General features: G+C 52.6%; 16 protein-coding genes. 1 reads left to right on the plus strand and 15 read right to left on the minus strand.

The window, feature by feature from the left end:
- Positions 1-21 precede the first annotated feature (21 nt).
- The 9 genes from H6X83_RS10565 to ruvC all read right to left on the minus strand — a co-directional run bounded on the left by H6X83_RS10565 (position 22) and on the right by ruvC (position 8045).
- Positions 22-834 carry an energy-coupling factor transporter transmembrane component T family protein gene (locus H6X83_RS10565; RefSeq protein ID WP_212506446.1) on the minus strand — a complete coding sequence of 271 codons (813 nt, stop codon included), beginning with the start codon at positions 832-834 and terminating at the stop codon, positions 22-24.
- Positions 831-1697 carry an energy-coupling factor transporter ATPase gene (locus tag H6X83_RS10570; protein ID WP_212506447.1) on the minus strand — a complete coding sequence of 289 codons (867 nt, stop codon included), beginning with the start codon at positions 1695-1697 and terminating at the stop codon, positions 831-833. The genes H6X83_RS10565 and H6X83_RS10570 overlap by 4 nt, the downstream gene beginning before the upstream one ends.
- Positions 1694-2566: an energy-coupling factor transporter ATPase gene (locus H6X83_RS10575; RefSeq protein ID WP_212506448.1), complete on the minus strand. Its 873-nt coding sequence runs from the start codon at positions 2564-2566 to the stop codon at positions 1694-1696. Before H6X83_RS10575 ends, H6X83_RS10570 begins: the two co-directional genes overlap by 4 nt.
- 101 nt (positions 2567-2667) lie before the next feature.
- The gene (locus H6X83_RS10580; RefSeq protein ID WP_212506449.1) at positions 2668-3528 is read right to left on the minus strand and encodes a class I SAM-dependent methyltransferase; all 861 of its coding nucleotides are present in this window, start codon (positions 3526-3528) and stop codon (positions 2668-2670) included.
- A gap of 121 nt (positions 3529-3649) precedes the next feature.
- The gene (gene glmM / locus H6X83_RS10585; RefSeq protein ID WP_212506450.1) at positions 3650-4999 is read right to left on the minus strand and encodes a phosphoglucosamine mutase; all 1350 of its coding nucleotides are present in this window, start codon (positions 4997-4999) and stop codon (positions 3650-3652) included.
- A 159-nt stretch (positions 5000-5158) separates the two neighbouring features.
- Entirely contained in the window at positions 5159-6214 is a 1056-nt protein-coding gene (gene ruvB, locus H6X83_RS10590) for a Holliday junction branch migration DNA helicase RuvB (protein WP_212506451.1), read from the minus strand.
- A 166-nt stretch (positions 6215-6380) separates the two neighbouring features.
- Complete coding sequence (locus H6X83_RS10595) at positions 6381-6737, minus strand: hypothetical protein (RefSeq protein ID WP_212506452.1); 357 nt, start codon at positions 6735-6737, stop codon at positions 6381-6383.
- Between the two features lie 187 nt (positions 6738-6924).
- Positions 6925-7524 carry a Holliday junction branch migration protein RuvA gene (gene ruvA / locus H6X83_RS10600; protein WP_212506453.1) on the minus strand — a complete coding sequence of 200 codons (600 nt, stop codon included), beginning with the start codon at positions 7522-7524 and terminating at the stop codon, positions 6925-6927.
- Positions 7525-7535: 11 nt separating this feature from the next.
- A complete protein-coding gene (gene ruvC / locus H6X83_RS10605; RefSeq protein WP_212506454.1) occupies positions 7536-8045 on the minus strand; it encodes a crossover junction endodeoxyribonuclease RuvC in 510 nt (169 codons plus the stop codon).
- A 241-nt stretch (positions 8046-8286) separates the two neighbouring features.
- On the opposite strand from ruvC, the gene pap reads away from it, so the two are divergent.
- The gene (gene pap / locus H6X83_RS10610) at positions 8287-9801 is read left to right on the plus strand and encodes a polyphosphate:AMP phosphotransferase (protein ID WP_212506455.1); all 1515 of its coding nucleotides are present in this window, start codon (positions 8287-8289) and stop codon (positions 9799-9801) included.
- Positions 9802-10172: 371 nt separating this feature from the next.
- Here the strand turns inward: pap and H6X83_RS10615 are convergent, their stop codons facing one another.
- The 6 genes from H6X83_RS10615 to H6X83_RS10640 form a co-directional block, all read right to left on the minus strand.
- Positions 10173-10637, minus strand: a complete 465-nt coding sequence (locus H6X83_RS10615; protein WP_212506456.1) for a threonine/serine exporter family protein — start codon at positions 10635-10637, stop codon at positions 10173-10175.
- Positions 10638-10640: 3 nt separating this feature from the next.
- Positions 10641-11405: a threonine/serine exporter family protein gene (locus tag H6X83_RS10620; protein WP_212506457.1), complete on the minus strand. Its 765-nt coding sequence runs from the start codon at positions 11403-11405 to the stop codon at positions 10641-10643.
- A gap of 25 nt (positions 11406-11430) precedes the next feature.
- Positions 11431-12090 (minus strand): DUF6320 domain-containing protein, encoded by a 660-nt coding sequence (locus tag H6X83_RS10625; protein WP_212506458.1) that lies wholly within the window; start codon positions 12088-12090, stop codon positions 11431-11433.
- Positions 12091-12118: 28 nt separating this feature from the next.
- Positions 12119-13384, minus strand: coding sequence for a hypothetical protein (locus H6X83_RS10630; RefSeq protein ID WP_212506459.1), 1266 nt, complete (start codon positions 13382-13384; stop codon positions 12119-12121).
- 67 nt (positions 13385-13451) lie between these two features.
- Positions 13452-14435: an alpha/beta hydrolase gene (locus H6X83_RS10635; RefSeq protein WP_212506460.1), complete on the minus strand. Its 984-nt coding sequence runs from the start codon at positions 14433-14435 to the stop codon at positions 13452-13454.
- A 28-nt stretch (positions 14436-14463) separates the two neighbouring features.
- Positions 14464-16011: a DEAD/DEAH box helicase gene (locus H6X83_RS10640; protein ID WP_212506461.1), complete on the minus strand. Its 1548-nt coding sequence runs from the start codon at positions 16009-16011 to the stop codon at positions 14464-14466.
- Positions 16012-16146 lie beyond the last annotated feature (135 nt).

Here is a 16146-nt window from a genome sequence, read left to right on the forward strand (position 1 = left end):
GCAAGCACCCTTTTGTTCATTTTACAGTACTGCCGGCAAAAACACATTCAGCAGAATGATGACCACCAGCACCGCCGCGCCGAATCCAATGGCCACAAAATCCAGTGCCTGCACATGCAGGATCTTCATTTTCGTTCTGCCTTCACCGCCATGGTAGCACCGGCATTCCATTGCCATTGCAAGGTCATACGCGCGGCGGAACGAAGAAACGAACAGCGGAATCAGCACCGGAACCAATGCTTTGATGCGCTGCATCAATCCGCCGGACTCCATATCGGCACCGCGCGCTTTCTGCGCGGCCATGATTTTATCGGTTTCTTCCAGCAGAGTCGGCACAAAGCGCAGTGCGATCGTCATCATCATCGCAATTTCGTGTACTTTAACATGCAGGACTTTCAGCGGCGCCATCAACCGCTCCATAGCGTCGGTCAGTTCGGTTGGCGATGTGGTAAATGTTAAAATGGAGCTAAACAGAATCAGACAAACGATACGTACCGCTATAAAGATCGCGTTTTGTATGCCGTTCATCGTAATTTGCATAAAGCCAATCTGCACCAGCACAGGGCCACTGCCGTAGAACAGATTCAGCACCGCTGTGAACAGCACAATGAACAGAATGCCTTTCATACTCTTGAAGTACATTTTCACCGGTACACTGGAGCCTGCCATCAGTCCCAGTGTTACCAGCACAAGGAATCCAAGTCCCCAAAAATTGTGTACCACAAAAATGTAAACAATAAATGCAATCGTCAGCACCAGTTTCACACGCGGGTCCAACCGATGCAGGGGCGATTTGCCCGGGAAGTACTGCCCGAGCGCAATATCTCTGGTCATGCGCCGGCACCCCCTTTCGTCAGCAGCGGAAGCAGCTGACCGACTGCCTGTTCCAGTGTCAGGCAGGTTTCCACCGGGTAGCCGTGCGCCTTTAGCAAAGACATGATCTTTGTCACCTGCGGTACCTGCAGACCGATAGACTCCAACTCACTGCTGTGGGAAAAAACTTCTTCGGTTTTGTCAAACATCTGCAGGTGCGAAGAATTCATAACCAGCACGCGGTCTGCCACACGAGCAACATCCTCCATGCTGTGCGAAACCAGCAGAACAGTATTGCCGCGCTTTTTGTGGTAACTTGTAATCTCGCTAAGCAGCACATCGCGCCCGGCGGGGTCAAGTCCCGCGGTCGGCTCATCCAGAATCAGCACGTCCGGGTCCATGGCAATCACACCCGCAATCGCCACCCGGCGTTTTTCACCGCCGGAAAGTTCAAACGGGCTTTTCTCCAGCAGGTTTTCCGGCAGTCCGACGAAATTGGCAGCATCGCGCGCCCGCTGCTCGATTTCGCCCTCGGTCAAACCCATATTGCGCGGACCAAACTGAATATCCTTAAACACAGTTTCCTCAAACAGCTGGTCTTCCGGATACTGAAACACCATGCCGACTTTAAAGCGAATCGCACGGATTTTTTTGGGTTCCTCCCAAATATCCCTGCCGGCAAGCAGCACCTGCCCGGAAGTGGGACGAATCAGACCGTTGAGCATCTGAATCAGCGTGCTTTTGCCGGAACCGGTGTGGCCGATTACACCGATGAACTCTCCCTGCCCGATTTGCAGGTTGACATTCTGCACTGCTTTCTTTTCAAACGGCGTTCCCACGCCATAGGTGTAGCAAAGGTCTTTTGTTTCCAGAAGCGGTGTCATGCAGAAGCCCCCTTTCCGGAAAGGAGCGGTTCCAGTGCTTCTACACATTCGTCTATCGTCAGCACGCACTGCGGCATTTTGCAGCCGGCACCGCTCAAACGGAAAGAAAGCTCGGTCGCCTGCGGCACATCCAGCTTGTGCGTTTTCAGCAGCTCCACCTGTGCAAAGACCTCCCGCGGGGTTCCCTGTGTCAGGATTTCCCCGCTGTCCATTACAATCACGCGTCCAGCCTGTACAGCTTCATCCATATAATGGGTTATTAAAATAATGGTTATTCCCTTTTCACGGTTCAGGCGCTGAATTGTTTCCATTACTTCAGCCCTGCCGCGCGGGTCCAGCATAGCCGTCGGCTCGTCCAGAACGATGCAGTCGGTTTCCATAGCAAGAATGCCCGCAATGGCGATTCGCTGCTTCTGCCCGCCGGAAAGCTTGTACGGTGCATGTGTGCGGTACTCATACATGTCTACAGCTTTCAGCGCCTCGTCTACGCGTTTGCGGATCTCGTGCGGCTCAATTCCCAGATTCTCCGGGCCGAACGCAACGTCTTCCTCCACAATGGAGGCAACCAGCTGATTGTCGGGGTTCTGCTGTACCATACCCACCCGGCGGCGGATATCGAATGTTTTGCTTTCATCTGCTGTATCCATGCCATCCACAAAGACTTTGCCCGCACTGGGGGTCAGCATGGCATTGAACATTTTTGCCATGGTTGATTTACCGGAACCGTTGTGCCCCAGCAATGCCACAAATTCGCCGTGCTCAATGGAAAGGCTGATACCTTTGAGTACGTCATGCACCGGTGCTTCCGGGTTTTCCGCGTCCGGTTCATCGTAAGTGAAGCGGACATTTTCTGCTTTGATAAATTCCATTTTTGTCTCCTTCTCGTGTCGCGCGGTCATACAGATGACCTGAACGCACTGGATAGACGAATTTAGATTTTTTTAGATTTTTATTAATAAATCTTCAATCTTCAAAATTCAGCAATCGCCGTATTGCCGCAGGGCAAACTGCGCCCGGTACTGCTGACACGCAGGCCAATTTCCTCTGCGGACACCGTTCTGCCAAAGCGCGGCTGCAGCATCACACTCAGCAGATATTCCATCACCGCCGGAGAAAGGCCGGTTGTGTAGGAATTGAGCAGGAAAAACAGCGGCTTTTCGCTGAGAATGGGAATGCACATCTGCACCAGGGAATACAGCTGTTCCTCCAGCTTCCATACTTCCCCGCCGGGACCGCGGCCGTAGCTTGGCGGGTCCATGATAATCGCGTCGTAGTGGTGACCGCGGCGCTGCTCGCGCTGCACAAATTTTACGCAGTCGTCCACCAACCAGCGAACCGGCCGGTCCGCAAGGCCGCTTGCGGCAGCATTTTCTTTTGCCCACTGCACCATGCCTTTGCTGGCATCCACGTGGCAGACGGAAGCCCCCGCCTTGGCGCAGGCCAGCGAAGCAGCACCCGTGTAACCGAACAAATTCAACACGCTAACGGGACGACCTGCTCCTTTAATTTTATCCATCGCGTACTGCCAATTTACCGCCTGTTCCGGAAAAATGCCGGTGTGCTTAAAGCCCATGGTTTTCAGCCGGAAAGTTAAGCCCTGCCAGCCAATGTCCCACACAGGCGGCACACTGCGCAAAACATCCCAGTGTCCGCCGCCGGAACTGGAGCGGATGTAGCGCGCGTCCGCCTGCTTCCAACGCGGGTCTTTGCGGGGTGTTTCCCAGATAATCTGCGGGTCCGGGCGAATGAGGATAACATTTCCCCAGCGCTCCAAACGCTCTCCGCGGGAGGTATCTAGTAATTCGTAATCCTGCCAAACTGCGGTACGCATTCTGTTTCTCCTTCGTATAGCTGCCTTAAAAATGACAGCAATCCAATAAATAGCTGCAGCCTGATTTTTCCAGAGTCAGGCTGCAAACCCAAGGCTTTGGCCATATCACTCAGTGGTTTTGTTACGCCAAACGTTCTTTCAAAACCTCTGCAACATTCTCCGCCAATTCATGAATCAATTCTTTGTCCAAGCCCTCTACCATTACGCGCAACAGCGGTTCTGTGCCGGAGGGGCGCACGATAATACGGCCATCATTCCCCAGTTTCTGCTTTGCTGCTTCCACCGCTTTCTGCACGGTTTCATCGCCCGCAAAACGCTGTTTGCCGTCTGCGGCAACTTCCACGTTAATCAACACCTGTGGGAAACGGGTCATCAGCGTGGCGAGCGAGCTTAATTTTGCCTGACGGCGCTTGAGGATAGACAGCAGTTGTGCTGCGGTCAGCTGACCGTCACCGGTCGTTGCAAAGTCAAGGAAAATCACATGACCGCTCTGCTCACCGCCAAAATTGTAGCCCTCCTGCTGCATTTTCTCCAAAACATAGCGGTCGCCGACTTTTGTTGCCTCAAAGTGCATTCCGTTTGCTTCACAGAAGCGTGAAAAGCCCATATTGGTCATAATCGTACCGACAGCGGTATCCTTTGCCAGCTTGCCGCGGGACTTCATATCTGCCGAGCAGATTGCCATCACAAAGTCGCCGTCCACCAAATTGCCTTTGTCATCCACTGCAAGGCAGCGGTCCGCGTCACCGTCAAATGCAACGCCGGCGTCCAAACCGTTTTCGCGCACGAAGGCCATCAGGTTTTCCATATGGGTAGAGCCGCAGTTGTCATTGACATTGACACCGTTTGGATGGTTGGAAATCATGCAGCACTGGGCACCCAGTTCCGTAAAGAGCACCTCTGCAGTACTGGAAGCCGCGCCATTTGCGCAGTCAATGCCGATGCGCAGGCCGTCCAGAGAAAACGGAACGGTACTCTTAATGTGATTCACATAATCCCGCACTGCATTCGGTGCAGTGGTTACGGTGCCAATATCCCCGCCGACCGGCACTGGCAGCTTTTCCGCATTATGCAGGATAATATCTTCAATTTCATCTTCCAGTGCGTCCGGCAGTTTGTAGCCGTCACCGGAAAAGATTTTAATGCCGTTAAACTGGCAGGGGTTGTGGCTCGCGGTCAGCATTACACCTGCGTCCGCTTTATACTTGCCAACTAAATACGCCACTGCCGGAGTCGGGATCACACCAAGCTGCACCACATCCGCGCCAACGCTGCACAGTCCCGCTGTAATGGAAGCTTCCAGCATATCAGACGAAATGCGGGTGTCTTTGCCGATGAGTATTTTGGGGTGGCGGTTTCCGGAATCTGTCAGAACATAAGCCGCCGCGCGGCCAATTTTCAGTGCAAGTTCACAGGTCAGTTCACTGTTTGCGACACCGCGCACACCGTCTGTACCAAAAAGTCTTCCCATACCGTTTACACTCCTGTTTTTCTGATTTATTCAATGTTATAAAGTATACGTAAAATTTTCATGCAAATGCTCTGCACAGAGGAACGTTTTTGCAGACCGACCGCGCAGATTCCTATTATTATGGATGAATATGAACCTGATATAAAGAGAATGGAATTTTTAGAACAGCCGCTGCTGTTCCGGTGAACCCTCCGCCGGCGGCTGCAAACCAAGATGCAGGTAAGCAGCCTTTGTAGCCACACGACCGCGCGGTGTGCGCGCCAAAAAACCAATCTGCATCAGGTAAGGTTCGTACACATCCTCCAGCGTCACCGCTTCTTCACCGATTGCGGCGGCAAGCGTGTCCAGCCCGACCGGCCCGCCATTGTAATACTGAATCATAGTGGAAAGCATCCGGCGGTCATTCGCATCCAACCCCAGTTCGTCCACTTCCATACGGTCAAGGCCAAGCTTTGCGGAATTGTAGTCGATTACACCATTGCTGGTCACCTGTGCAAAGTCGCGCACACGCTTGAGCATCCGGTTCGCAATACGCGGCGTGCCGCGGCTGCGCGAAGCAATTTCCAGTGCACCGTCCGCTTCGATTTCAATACCGAGAATTTTTGCGGAGCGCGAAACAATCTGCGCCAGTTCCTCCGGAGAATACATTTCCAACCGCAGCACCACACCAAAGCGGTCACGCAGCGGTGCGGAAAGCTGCCCCGCGCGGGTGGTGGCACCCACCAGCGTAAACTTAGGCAGCGGCAGGTGGTAGCTTGCCGCCATTTGCCCTTTTCCGGTAATAATATCAATGGAGTAATCCTCCATTGCAGGATACAGAATTTCCTCTACAGTACGCGGCAGGCGGTGCACCTCATCAATAAACAGCACGTCGCCGGCATTCAGATTTGTCAACAGCGCTGCAAGGTCGCCCGGGCGCTCAATCGCCGGGCCGGATGTGATGCGCAGGTTGACCCCCAGTTCATTCGCAATGATGCCCGCAAGCGTCGTTTTGCCAAGCCCCGGCGGGCCATAAAGCAGCACATGATCCAACGTTTCTTTGCGCTGACGTGCCGCTTCAATGAACACTGAAAGGTTTTCCTTTACTTTTTCCTGGCCTATATAATCTTCCAAGTGCTTTGGCCGCAGCGGATTTTCCGTTTCCTCGTCCTCCGGTGTATATTCCGGCGCAACCATGCGGTTTTCAAGGTCAAAATCATCCTCTGTATATTCCATGTGCCTGCCTCCTTTCGTTGAATGTATTCATTCTTAAATAGAATAAAGCTATAAATTTGCTTAAAAATGTTCTATGTAAAAAACGCAGCAGGGGCGCGAAGTGCCCCGTACAGCGGCAAAGCCGGCGTTTTGCGCAAGCGAAAACGAGGTTTAGCATGCATGTTTCTCACCGGCAGAACAGCCAATTTAGAATTGTCTTTTGCGCACGCAAGCAGAAAGCCGACGTTTTGCGCCGGTTTCGGTGTTTTCTTCTTGCGCGGCCTGTAAAGCCAATTCGGCGAACTTCACGCTCGCAGGTCAAGGGCAGCAGCCCTTGTCTGTCTTTGGTACCTTTCTGCTGATACAGAAAGGTACTCAGGGCGTAGAGCAGAATGCCCCACAAGCTTAACCAACAAGCAACTGTAAATTCAGGAAAACAAACGTAGGTAAAAACCAAAACCATGCTTGCATTCCAAGGTGCAAGTACAAAAAGGCAGGCACCGGCCCCGCCGGTGCTGGAGAACCCCTTATTAGGGTTCTCCACGGGAAACGCTCCCTTTTGGAGCGTTTCCCTCCTCTCCAAAATCCTTTGCGGATTCTAAGGGCAAAGTCAAGGAATTAAGGTCGTGGATTTCGCCCACACCTACAGCCTTGTGAACAAGGCTGGCGAAAACTTTTCTGTAAGGGCGGGCGGAACTTTTGACGAAAGGGCACAGCAGCGCATCGACTTTTTATCCGGCAAACCCCTTCAGTGCCTGCCGAATCAGTTCTTCCACCGGCAGGCTGCTGTCCAGCCTTGCCACCGCGCTGCTGGCTTCACTGCTGCTGTACCCCAGCACGGTCAGCGCATTGACCGCCGCTTCTGCGTTGCCCGCGGCAGAGGGTACGCCGGCGGGCAGCGGCGTCATACCGGGGTCAGCTGCCTGCATGGATTTGACTTTATCTTTCATTTCCAATACAATTCGCTGTCCAAGCTTCGGCCCGACGCCGTTTGCGCGGGTAAAAGCTTTGCTGTCCCCTGTTGCGGCAGCGGCGGCAACCTGCTCCGGTGTCAGCGCTGAAAGAATCGCCAGCCCGACTTTGGGGCCGACACCGCTGATATTGGTCAGCAGTTTAAAGCAATTCAGTTCCCCCTGCGTGGCAAAGCCGAAAAGTTCCAATGCATCCTCCCGCACATTCAGGTGCGTATAAAGCTTTGCTTCCTGCCCAATCTGCGGCAGAACTTTCTGTGTATTCATGGTTGTACGGCACAAAAAGCCAACGCCGCCGCATTCTACCACGGCAATATTCGGCTCGGTATGTGTCAGGGTACCCTTTATACTGTAAAACATTCTTTGCTCCTCTACTGCCGGAAAGTTTCCAGTGTACGGCGGCGCATGGCGCTGATACTGGCCTGCCCATGCGTAATCGCCATCGCCAGCGCATCCGCTGTATCATCCGGCTTTGGTACTTCTTTCAGGTGCAGAAGCCGGCGGGTCATTTCCATGACCTGCGGCTTTTTCGCTTTGCCGTAACCGGTAACCGCCTGCTTTACCTGCATGGGTGTGTACTCATAAACTGGGCAGTCCGCCTGCTGGCAAGCAAGCAAAATGACCCCGCGCGCTTCCGCCACACCGATGCCAGTCGTTTTGTTGTTCTGAAAATACAGCTTTTCAATCGCCGCCGCTTGTGGTTTCCACCTGGTCAGCACTGCTGTCATTTCTTCGTAAATCTGCTGCAGCCGCCTGCCGAACTCCATGCCCGCGGGGGTCATGACCGCACCGGAAGCCAGCGGGATATAGCGCCCCGCCTGCGTGCGCAGAACGCCCCAGCCGACAATCGCGTAACCGGGATCAATTCCCAGCACAATCACGGCAGTGCCCCCTTCCCGTATCCCGTCACTTTTTCACATTCAGTTACACGTCATTATACCACATTTTTATGCAAAAGCAAAACACAAAGCACGCTAAAGCACGGCCTGTTTGATTCGTTGTTATTTCTAAATTTTCTTGCAGTTTCCAGTAAATTCGTGTATACTTATACCAATCTTTATAAATTAAACATTTTACTCTGCAGTTCACTGAAATGCTGCGTATTTGACAGGAGGCTTCCTCATGCTGGAAAAAGCAAATCTGAAAAAAACCATCTCAAAAGAAAACTATAAAGAACAGGTCAAACCGCTGCAGGAGTCCCTTGCCGCACTGGACGGCCCAATGAAAGCCGCCGGGCTGCCGGTCATCATCCTGTTTGAGGGCTGGGGCGGCGCCGGCAAAGGGCGCGTCATCTCCCGCCTGATTTTAAACTTTGACCCGCGCTGGTTCACCGTGGTAAACACCCAGCCGCCCACCGAACTGGAGCGCCGCGAACCAACTATGTGGCGGCACTGGCTGACCCTGCCTGAAGCCGGACAGATGTCCATCATGGACCGTTCCTGGTATCAGGAAGTCAGTATTCTGCGTTTAGAAGACGAAGTGGACGACCTCACCAACCTGCGCCACATGAACGAAATCAACAGCTTTGAGCGCGGCCTTACCGACAACGGCTACTTAATCATCAAGTTTTTCCTGCACATCTCTCAAAAAGAGCAGAAAGCCCGGCTGGAAAAACTGGACAGCGACAAAAACACTGAATGGCGCGTCACGCCAAGCGACTGGCGCCGCTGCCGGCAGTACGACAAATACTGCGATGCCTTTGACCAGATGCTGGAGTACACCAACACCCCCTACGCACCGTGGCATGTTGTTTCCGGCATGAACGATGAAGTACGCACACTGGAAGTGTTCCGTATTGTAAACGATTCCGTGCAAACTGCGCTGAAGCTGCGGCAGGAGCAGGCTGCTTCTCCGCGCCCCGCCTCCAGTGTAATTCAGCCCGGGCAGTATCACTTTATTTCCATGCCGAAACTTGCGGATGTAGACCTCTCCAAGTCGCTGGGCAATGACAAATACAAAAAGCAGCTCAGCAAAGAGCAAGCTCATCTTGCAGAACTGCACAACACGATTTACCGCAAAAAGATTCCGGTCATCATTGCCTATGAGGGCTGGGACGCAGCCGGAAAGGGCGGAAACATCAAGCGCGTTGCCGAAGCGCTTGACCCGCGCGGTTACGAAGTTGTGCCGATTGCCGCACCGACAAAAGATGAAAGAGGCCGCCACTACCTCTGGCGGTTCTGGAGGCATCTGCCCAAAGACGGCCACGTTGCCATCTTTGACCGCACTTGGTACGGCCGTGTAATGGTGGAGCGTATTGAGGGTTTCTGCGCTGCGGAAGACTGGCAGCGTGCCTACCGTGAAATTAACGAATTTGAGCGGCAGCTGTACGATTGGGGTGCAGTCATCCTGAAATTCTGGATACACATTGACGCGGATGAGCAGTTGAAACGTTTCGAGGACAGGCAGAACACGCCCGCAAAGCAGTGGAAAATCACGGATGAGGACTGGCGCAACCGTGAAAAGTGGCCGCAGTATGAAATTGCTGTCAACGATATGCTGCAGTACACCTCCACCGACTTTGCCCCGTGGCACATTATTGAGGGCAATGACAAAAAGTACGCGCGGATTAAAACACTGAAATTAATTAACGAAGCGATTGAAGCGCGGCTGGACGAAGGAAAAAAGCATCAACGCTAAACGCTGCAAAAGATTGTTTTTCGAAAGCGACCGCCCGTGTGGTTAATCCCCTGTCAGGACAGAAAGGTGTAGGTCGCTGGGAAAGCGGTACGCAACCCCACGACCTTTTCCCTTGCCTGTAAACTGCTCCCAAGGTCTGTTTTATGCGGCGTGGCTTAGCCGCCGCAGATTAGCACTGCTGTTTTTCTTTTTCCAATGTTAAGAGCTTTACGGTCAAGGAATAAGACCGTGGCGGGCTTCGCCCACACTCCCCCAGCCGCTTTCTAAGAAAGCGACGGAAAGTGAAGCATAAACCACTTATTTTTCCTGAACCGCAGAAATTAAAAAACAGATAGGAAAACTAATTTCGTTTTCCTATCTGTTTTTTGCTCTCATTTCTGCCGATGCAGGCAGCGTTCTGCCTGTTTCTGCCGGTGAATCGTTGTGTACAGACGCACTGTGGAAGAAACCAACAGCACCCCCAGTGCCAGCGCACCGGCAATGCCGAATGTGTGCAGGCCGGTACTCAAAAACATTTCATTGTTACCGGATACTGCATACTCCATCGTGTGATAAATCCCTCCGCCGGGCACCATTGGCAGCATAGAAACCAGTAAAAAACCGGTGACCGGGCTTTTATTGACCCGCGCCATGATTTCCGAATAAGCGGAGGATGCCACCGCACTCATAAAGAACTGAAAAATGTCCTGATTCACAAAACCGAACAGCAAGTACACACCCCAGCCGATGGCACCTCCCAGAGATGCCCAAATCATCCGTCTTCCGCGCAGGTTAACACACAGGCAGTACGCCATGCAGGCAACGAAGCTGTAAAAGCAGGGCAGCAGCAGTTCCATGCGTCACACCCCCCACAGAGTTCTGAAAAAGACCATGATGGCACCAACACCCAGTGCGATTGCCATTGCCACCAGCAGGCTCTCCACAAAACGCAGCAGCCCGGAAAGGTAATCTGCGGAAAGGATGTCGCGCATAAAGCTGGTAATGGCAATACCCGGCACCAGGTTCATAACGCTGCCGATAATCATCCGGTCGGCATTCAGATAGGGGTCTAAGTGAGCAGCAGTCAGGCACACCACGCCAATCACTGCACTTTCTAAAATCGTTGAAAAGAAAGAATTGGCGTGGTATTTCAGGAAGAAGTCCTGCAGCCAGTACACCAGCAAACCGGTAATCCCGCCCACTGCCGCATCTGCCGCATTGCCGCCGTAAAACAGTGTAAATGCAAAGGCAACCCCCGCAAAACCGAGCGCACGCAGCGTTTTGGAATTGCCGCGGTCCTGTTCAATCGCTTCCACCTCGTGCCGCAGGCGCACAAGTGAGGGATGCATTTTGCACGCGCGTCTGCACAAATCGTTGAGTCGGTCAATTTTTCCAAGGTCAATGCACCGGTCATCGATCCTGCAGATCCGGGTAATCGGCGTACCGCCTGATTGGCACACCGTTACATTAATGCAGGTCGTCAATGCAAAAACGTGGCTGTCTGCCACACCATATGCGGTAAAAAGACGTTTCATGGATTCTTCCGCACGGTAAATTTCGGCGCCGTACTTCACCAACAGCCTGCCAATCTCTGTGCCAACAGATGCCAGTTCGTTGTAGTCCATCCCCACTCAACCCCTAAAGGCTGGCTTACATATGCAGCCGCCGCCTTAATTCTTCTCGTACATGTCTGCCGCGGAAAATCAGCATTGCCGCCAACATAATCAGGCTGACTCCCACGCACAGCAGGCTGGGCAGCGGTACGGTAATCCAGCCGGAAAGCAGCAGCACCATCTGCACAACACCCAGCAAAAAATCGACCAGCAAGTAAACAATCAAGCTGCCGGACGGCACATGAAACAGCCGGAACATAAACACCAGCGTAACCATGGCACCCATACAGATAATCGGCATTACAAAATTAATACTCCACCGGTTCCATCCTGTGAAGTGGTCCCACAGCACACAGAGCAGAGTCGCGATAAAGACTTCCCATACCAATGTTTTGGGAATGTTCCGCTGTTTGTGCAGCGCTATACCAAGCATCATCCACATACACAGCGTCCCACCCAGAACAAAAAAACTCCATGGGCCACGCTCGCGGAACATAAAATTCAGCAGCAAGCACACAACACACGCCGTCACACTGACCAGCGCAAGGATTGAAATCCACAGGCGGCGGCGCTTGTGCTCATTCGGCAGTTCCGGAAAGCCGCTGGCCTCTGGTTCTCCCTGCAAAACTGCATTGCACAGCGGACAGCGCTCTTTTTCGCCGCGCACGCTGACCCCGCATTTTTCACAGTATTTCATAAATATGCTCCCAAAGTGTCATTTAACATTATTTCACATCAGAAGAGTTTGTATCAATCTCCACCGGAATCCCCAAGGCTGTAAGGGAACGGAAAAAGTTTCGCTGCACATCCGCGTTCACAAAGGCAGAGGAAAAACTGACGGTCATTTTTTCGCCAAAGGTCAGGCTGCACATCTGCAGTTTTTCTGTACTGACAAACACCTCGAATTTTTCAATAAAAGGCATCAGCTCGTCCGGCATACGCACAATGCCAACATTGGAAACCGCGCTGGTCTCCTTTTTGCTGACAATATAGTTGCCAAAACGCATCCCCTCATCCTTCAAAAAAAGCGGTGAGACACGCGCAACCGGATTTTTTATCAGAACCATGTACTGGTTCACCCGGTACTGCAGTTCCTCCGGGGAAAGCCCAGCCTTAAAACGCTCATTCAACTTCTTGGCAATGTCCTGCAGGGTGCCGCTGCCTTTTGAAAAGTCATAGCTGACCTCCATTACACCAAAGAAATTGCGCGTAGAGGCAGAGTGGAAATGATTGCGCAGATTGATTGGCACGGCCAGCACGACCGGATGTTTTTCGGCTTCCACCGGCATTTCTTCATGAATTGCCAAAATCATAAGGGAGCAAAGCAGTATGGTCAGGCTAATACCGCACTTGTGGCTTGCGTCAAGCAATTTCTGAACCGGAACAGTCCCCACAATCACATTCATGCTGTAATCCAGCGTTTTTGCGCCGCGCAGGGAAAACGCATCTTTAACCTTTGGAATCTTCGGTCCCTTCTGATGATTTGCATACCGCTCGAAGCTGTCGTCGATACTTTGTGTTTCACTGGCGTCGTAGTCCATCTCTGTCAGGGCACTCAGTTCTTTTTTGTGTATCATCTTCAGATAATGAAAAATCAGCACACGCAGAAAATGCATGGCGCCGGTGCCGTCCGAAATTGCATGAAATACTTCAAGATTGACGCGGCAGTCAAAGTAAGTGACCTCAAACAGCAGCTTCTGCACATCTTTATCATAAAGCTGTGGGCAGGGTGAGCGATATTCCTGCCGCACGACCGGCATTTTGTCAGTGTGCTCCAGATAATACCAGAAAAGTCCGCGCTTGATTACAGTTTGAAACCCCGGAAAAGAATCGATAGTTTTATCCAATGCCTCCTGCAGCTTCTGCGGCTGAATCGGCTCTTTCAGTTCACATACGATTCGAAACACCTTGGAATCTCTGCGGCTGGTGGTACATGGAAAAATTTTTGCAGCCGTATCCAAACTGGCCCACTGAAATTTTGGATGGCTCAATGTGGTTCACCTTCTTAAATCTCTTGAAAAATACAATAAAACACATCCGGCCTGCTTTCTTTGCTTTTCAGCAATCTCCTGTATCCACCGCAGACTTGGTGGGCGGTTCAGCTTTGGCTCTGTCTAAAAATTCATTTATGTGCCGGTATGCTTCCCGCACCGGTGCCGGCAGACCCGGCAGGGAAATGAAACCATGCAGGCAGTCCGGCACACGGTAAATAAACGTGCGGCTGCCGGCGTGGGCAAGACGCCTGCCGTACTCCTCCCCTTCATCCCGCAGCGGATCGAACTCCGCTGTAAGTACCAGAGTTTCCGGCTGAGCGGAAAGATTCTGCGCAAGCAGCGGCGCGAAGTACGGATTCTGCAAATCCGCTTCATTGCTTCTGTAAAGCGCCATGTAATCCTCAATCCGCTGTGCGGTCAGCATATTTCCCTGCCCATTGCTGCGGACCGATTCAAACGGTGAGGTTTCCGGATTATGGTCATTATAGGTGCTGGGATACAACAGAATCTGGCGGGAAGGTATAATCCCGCCGCGCTCCCGCGCAAGCAGGGACACCGCCGCGGCCAAATTGCCGCCTGCCGAGTCACCAATTAGGGTGACTTGCTCCGGGAAGGAACCAAAAGTGTCCGCATTCTGCAAAATCATCTGCGCAGCCGCGTAACAGTCTTCCAGTCCCGCGGGAAAGCGGTACTCCGGTGCCAAGCGGTAATCTACGCTGACAACGCTGCAGCCGGTCATGCGCGTCATCATGATGCAGGAGTCACTGTAAGAATCAATATCGCCTGTCACCCAGCCGCCGCCGTGGAAAAACAACAGCAGGCTGCCGGGGCGGCGCTTTTCACCGTCTGGCGTAAATATCCGCACCGGAACTTCGTGGTCGCCGCACTGGATAGTGTGGTCCCACGGACGGTAAGATGGCTTGAGCAGCTGCGGGTGTGTGGCGCGTGTAAGCTGGCGTACCAACTCGTATTTTTCCTTGATGTCCACTTTTTCCGTTCCGCGTGTCAGCGCCGCAATTGCATAGCGCATCGGTTTTGACAGTGCCATAAAGTTCCTCCTAATTTGGAAAAAACAATTACAGATGGTGTTTCAGCGGCTGGTCGGTCGGACGTTTGCGTAGCGGCTTCGGCAGATACTTTTCCAGTTCCGGACGCACCTCATGGTGCTTCGATTCATGTCTTTCGGCGGGAACACGCCCTTCTTTTCCGGTTTTTACACGCGGTGCCTTCGGCTGCTGTTTCTGCGGCGGCTGCTGCGCCGGTTTTTCTGTACGCGGGCTCTGATTTGCTTTCTGCGCGGGGCGTTTTTTCGCCTGTGCTTTTTGGCGCTGCTGGGCGGGCTCGTTTTTCTTAGCTGCGGCGTTCTGCTTTCTTTCCGGACGGCGGCTTTTGCCTGTCGTTTCTTTCTGCTGGCGGCGTTCTCTGGCGGCCCTTGCAGACTGCTGACGCTCCAGCTGTTTCTGGTGCATCTCTTCTCTCGTCATAGGCACCAGTTCCTGCATTGGGTACGGATGCTCGTCGACTTCCGGGACTTCCTTTTTAATCAGCCTTAAAATTCCCATAAAATCCGCTTTTTCATTAATACTGCAGAAAGAAAGCGCCGTTCCGCTGTGACCGGCGCGCGCGGTACGGCCAATGCGATGCACATACGTTTCCGGCACTTCCGGAATATCATAGTTGATTACGTGGGAAAGTTCATCAATGTCGATACCGCGTGCGGCAATATCGGTAGCGACCAGCACCCGAATCTGATGATTCTTAAACTTGGAAAGTGCCGCCTGCCGTGCATTCTGTGTCTTGTCACCGTGAATGGCAGCGGCGGAGATACCGGCGTGCGTCAAATCACGCACGACACGGTCAGCACCGTGCTTGGTACGTGTAAACACCAGCGCCGAGGAAATGCGCGGGTCTTTGAGCACCCAGACGAGCAGCCGGCATTTGTTGCCCTTATCTACATAATACACACTTTGGTCGATGGCTTCAACCGTTGTTGCCGGAGGAGTTACACTGATTTTCACAGGATTCTGCAGAATACTGTCCACAAGTGCACGAATTTCCTTTGGCAAAGTTGCGCTGAACATCAGGTTCTGACGCTGCTGCGGCAGCTGGGCAATCACCTTTTTTACATCATGGATAAAGCCCATGTCCAGCATACGGTCCGCTTCATCCAGCACAAAAATTTCAAGCTGCGAAAGGTCAATATAGCCCTGCCCAATCAGGTCATTAAGCCGCCCCGGTGTCGCAACCAGCACATCCGTACCGCGCTGCAAGTTCTGCACCTGACCGTTCTGGCTGACACCTCCGAAAATGACGCAGCAGGTCTGGTGCAGCCCTTTGCCGTAGGTCCGGAAATTGTCAAAAATCTGAATTGCCAATTCGCGGGTCGGGGTCAGGATCAGCGCACGAATGGGGCGCCCGCTGACCCGGTTTTCCTCCAAATGCTGCAGAATCGGCACTGCAAATGCAGCTGTTTTTCCTGTTCCGGTCTGCGCACATCCGAACAAGTCGCGTCCCAGCAGCACCTGTGGAATTGCCTGCTGCTGAATCGGTGTGGGTGTTTTGTAACCCTCGCGCTCCAGATTTTTAAGAATCGGCTGCATAATTTGTAATGATTGAAAATCCATATAATCTCTTTTCTGCCTCTTTCAATATACTTTAAGCTTCTCTACAACAGTGCAGACTGGCATTCTGAATGAATCAGGCCGCACTATGCCTGCCTGCACCGCGTTAAAAGCATCGGTTAAATTGATTATACCATG

It is taken from the genome of Caproicibacterium amylolyticum (genome assembly GCF_014467055.1).
Lineage (GTDB): Bacteria > Bacillota > Clostridia > Oscillospirales > Acutalibacteraceae > Caproicibacterium > Caproicibacterium amylolyticum.

Bases quoted from the DNA above. Each gene is read 5' to 3' on its own strand.
- H6X83_RS10565 (WP_212506446.1), bottom strand. From the start codon at position 834: ATGACCAGAGATATTGCGCTCGGGCAGTACTTCCCGGGCAAATCGCCC.
- H6X83_RS10570 (WP_212506447.1), bottom strand. From the start codon at position 1,697: ATGACACCGCTTCTGGAAACAAAAGACCTTTGCTACACCTATGGCGTG.
- H6X83_RS10575 (WP_212506448.1), bottom strand. From the start codon at position 2,566: ATGGAATTTATCAAAGCAGAAAATGTCCGCTTCACTTACGATGAACCG.
- H6X83_RS10580 (WP_212506449.1), bottom strand. From the start codon at position 3,528: ATGCGTACCGCAGTTTGGCAGGATTACGAATTACTAGATACCTCCCGC.
- glmM (WP_212506450.1), bottom strand. From the start codon at position 4,999: ATGGGAAGACTTTTTGGTACAGACGGTGTGCGCGGTGTCGCAAACAGT.
- ruvB (WP_212506451.1), bottom strand. From the start codon at position 6,214: ATGGAATATACAGAGGATGATTTTGACCTTGAAAACCGCATGGTTGCG.
- ruvA (WP_212506453.1), bottom strand. From the start codon at position 7,524: ATGTTTTACAGTATAAAGGGTACCCTGACACATACCGAGCCGAATATT.
- pap (WP_212506455.1), top strand. From the start codon at position 8,287: ATGCTGGAAAAAGCAAATCTGAAAAAAACCATCTCAAAAGAAAACTAT.
- H6X83_RS10615 (WP_212506456.1), bottom strand. From the start codon at position 10,637: ATGGAACTGCTGCTGCCCTGCTTTTACAGCTTCGTTGCCTGCATGGCG.
- H6X83_RS10620 (WP_212506457.1), bottom strand. From the start codon at position 11,405: ATGGACTACAACGAACTGGCATCTGTTGGCACAGAGATTGGCAGGCTG.
- H6X83_RS10625 (WP_212506458.1), bottom strand. From the start codon at position 12,090: ATGAAATACTGTGAAAAATGCGGGGTCAGCGTGCGCGGCGAAAAAGAG.
- H6X83_RS10635 (WP_212506460.1), bottom strand. From the start codon at position 14,435: ATGGCACTGTCAAAACCGATGCGCTATGCAATTGCGGCGCTGACACGC.
- H6X83_RS10640 (WP_212506461.1), bottom strand. From the start codon at position 16,011: ATGGATTTTCAATCATTACAAATTATGCAGCCGATTCTTAAAAATCTG.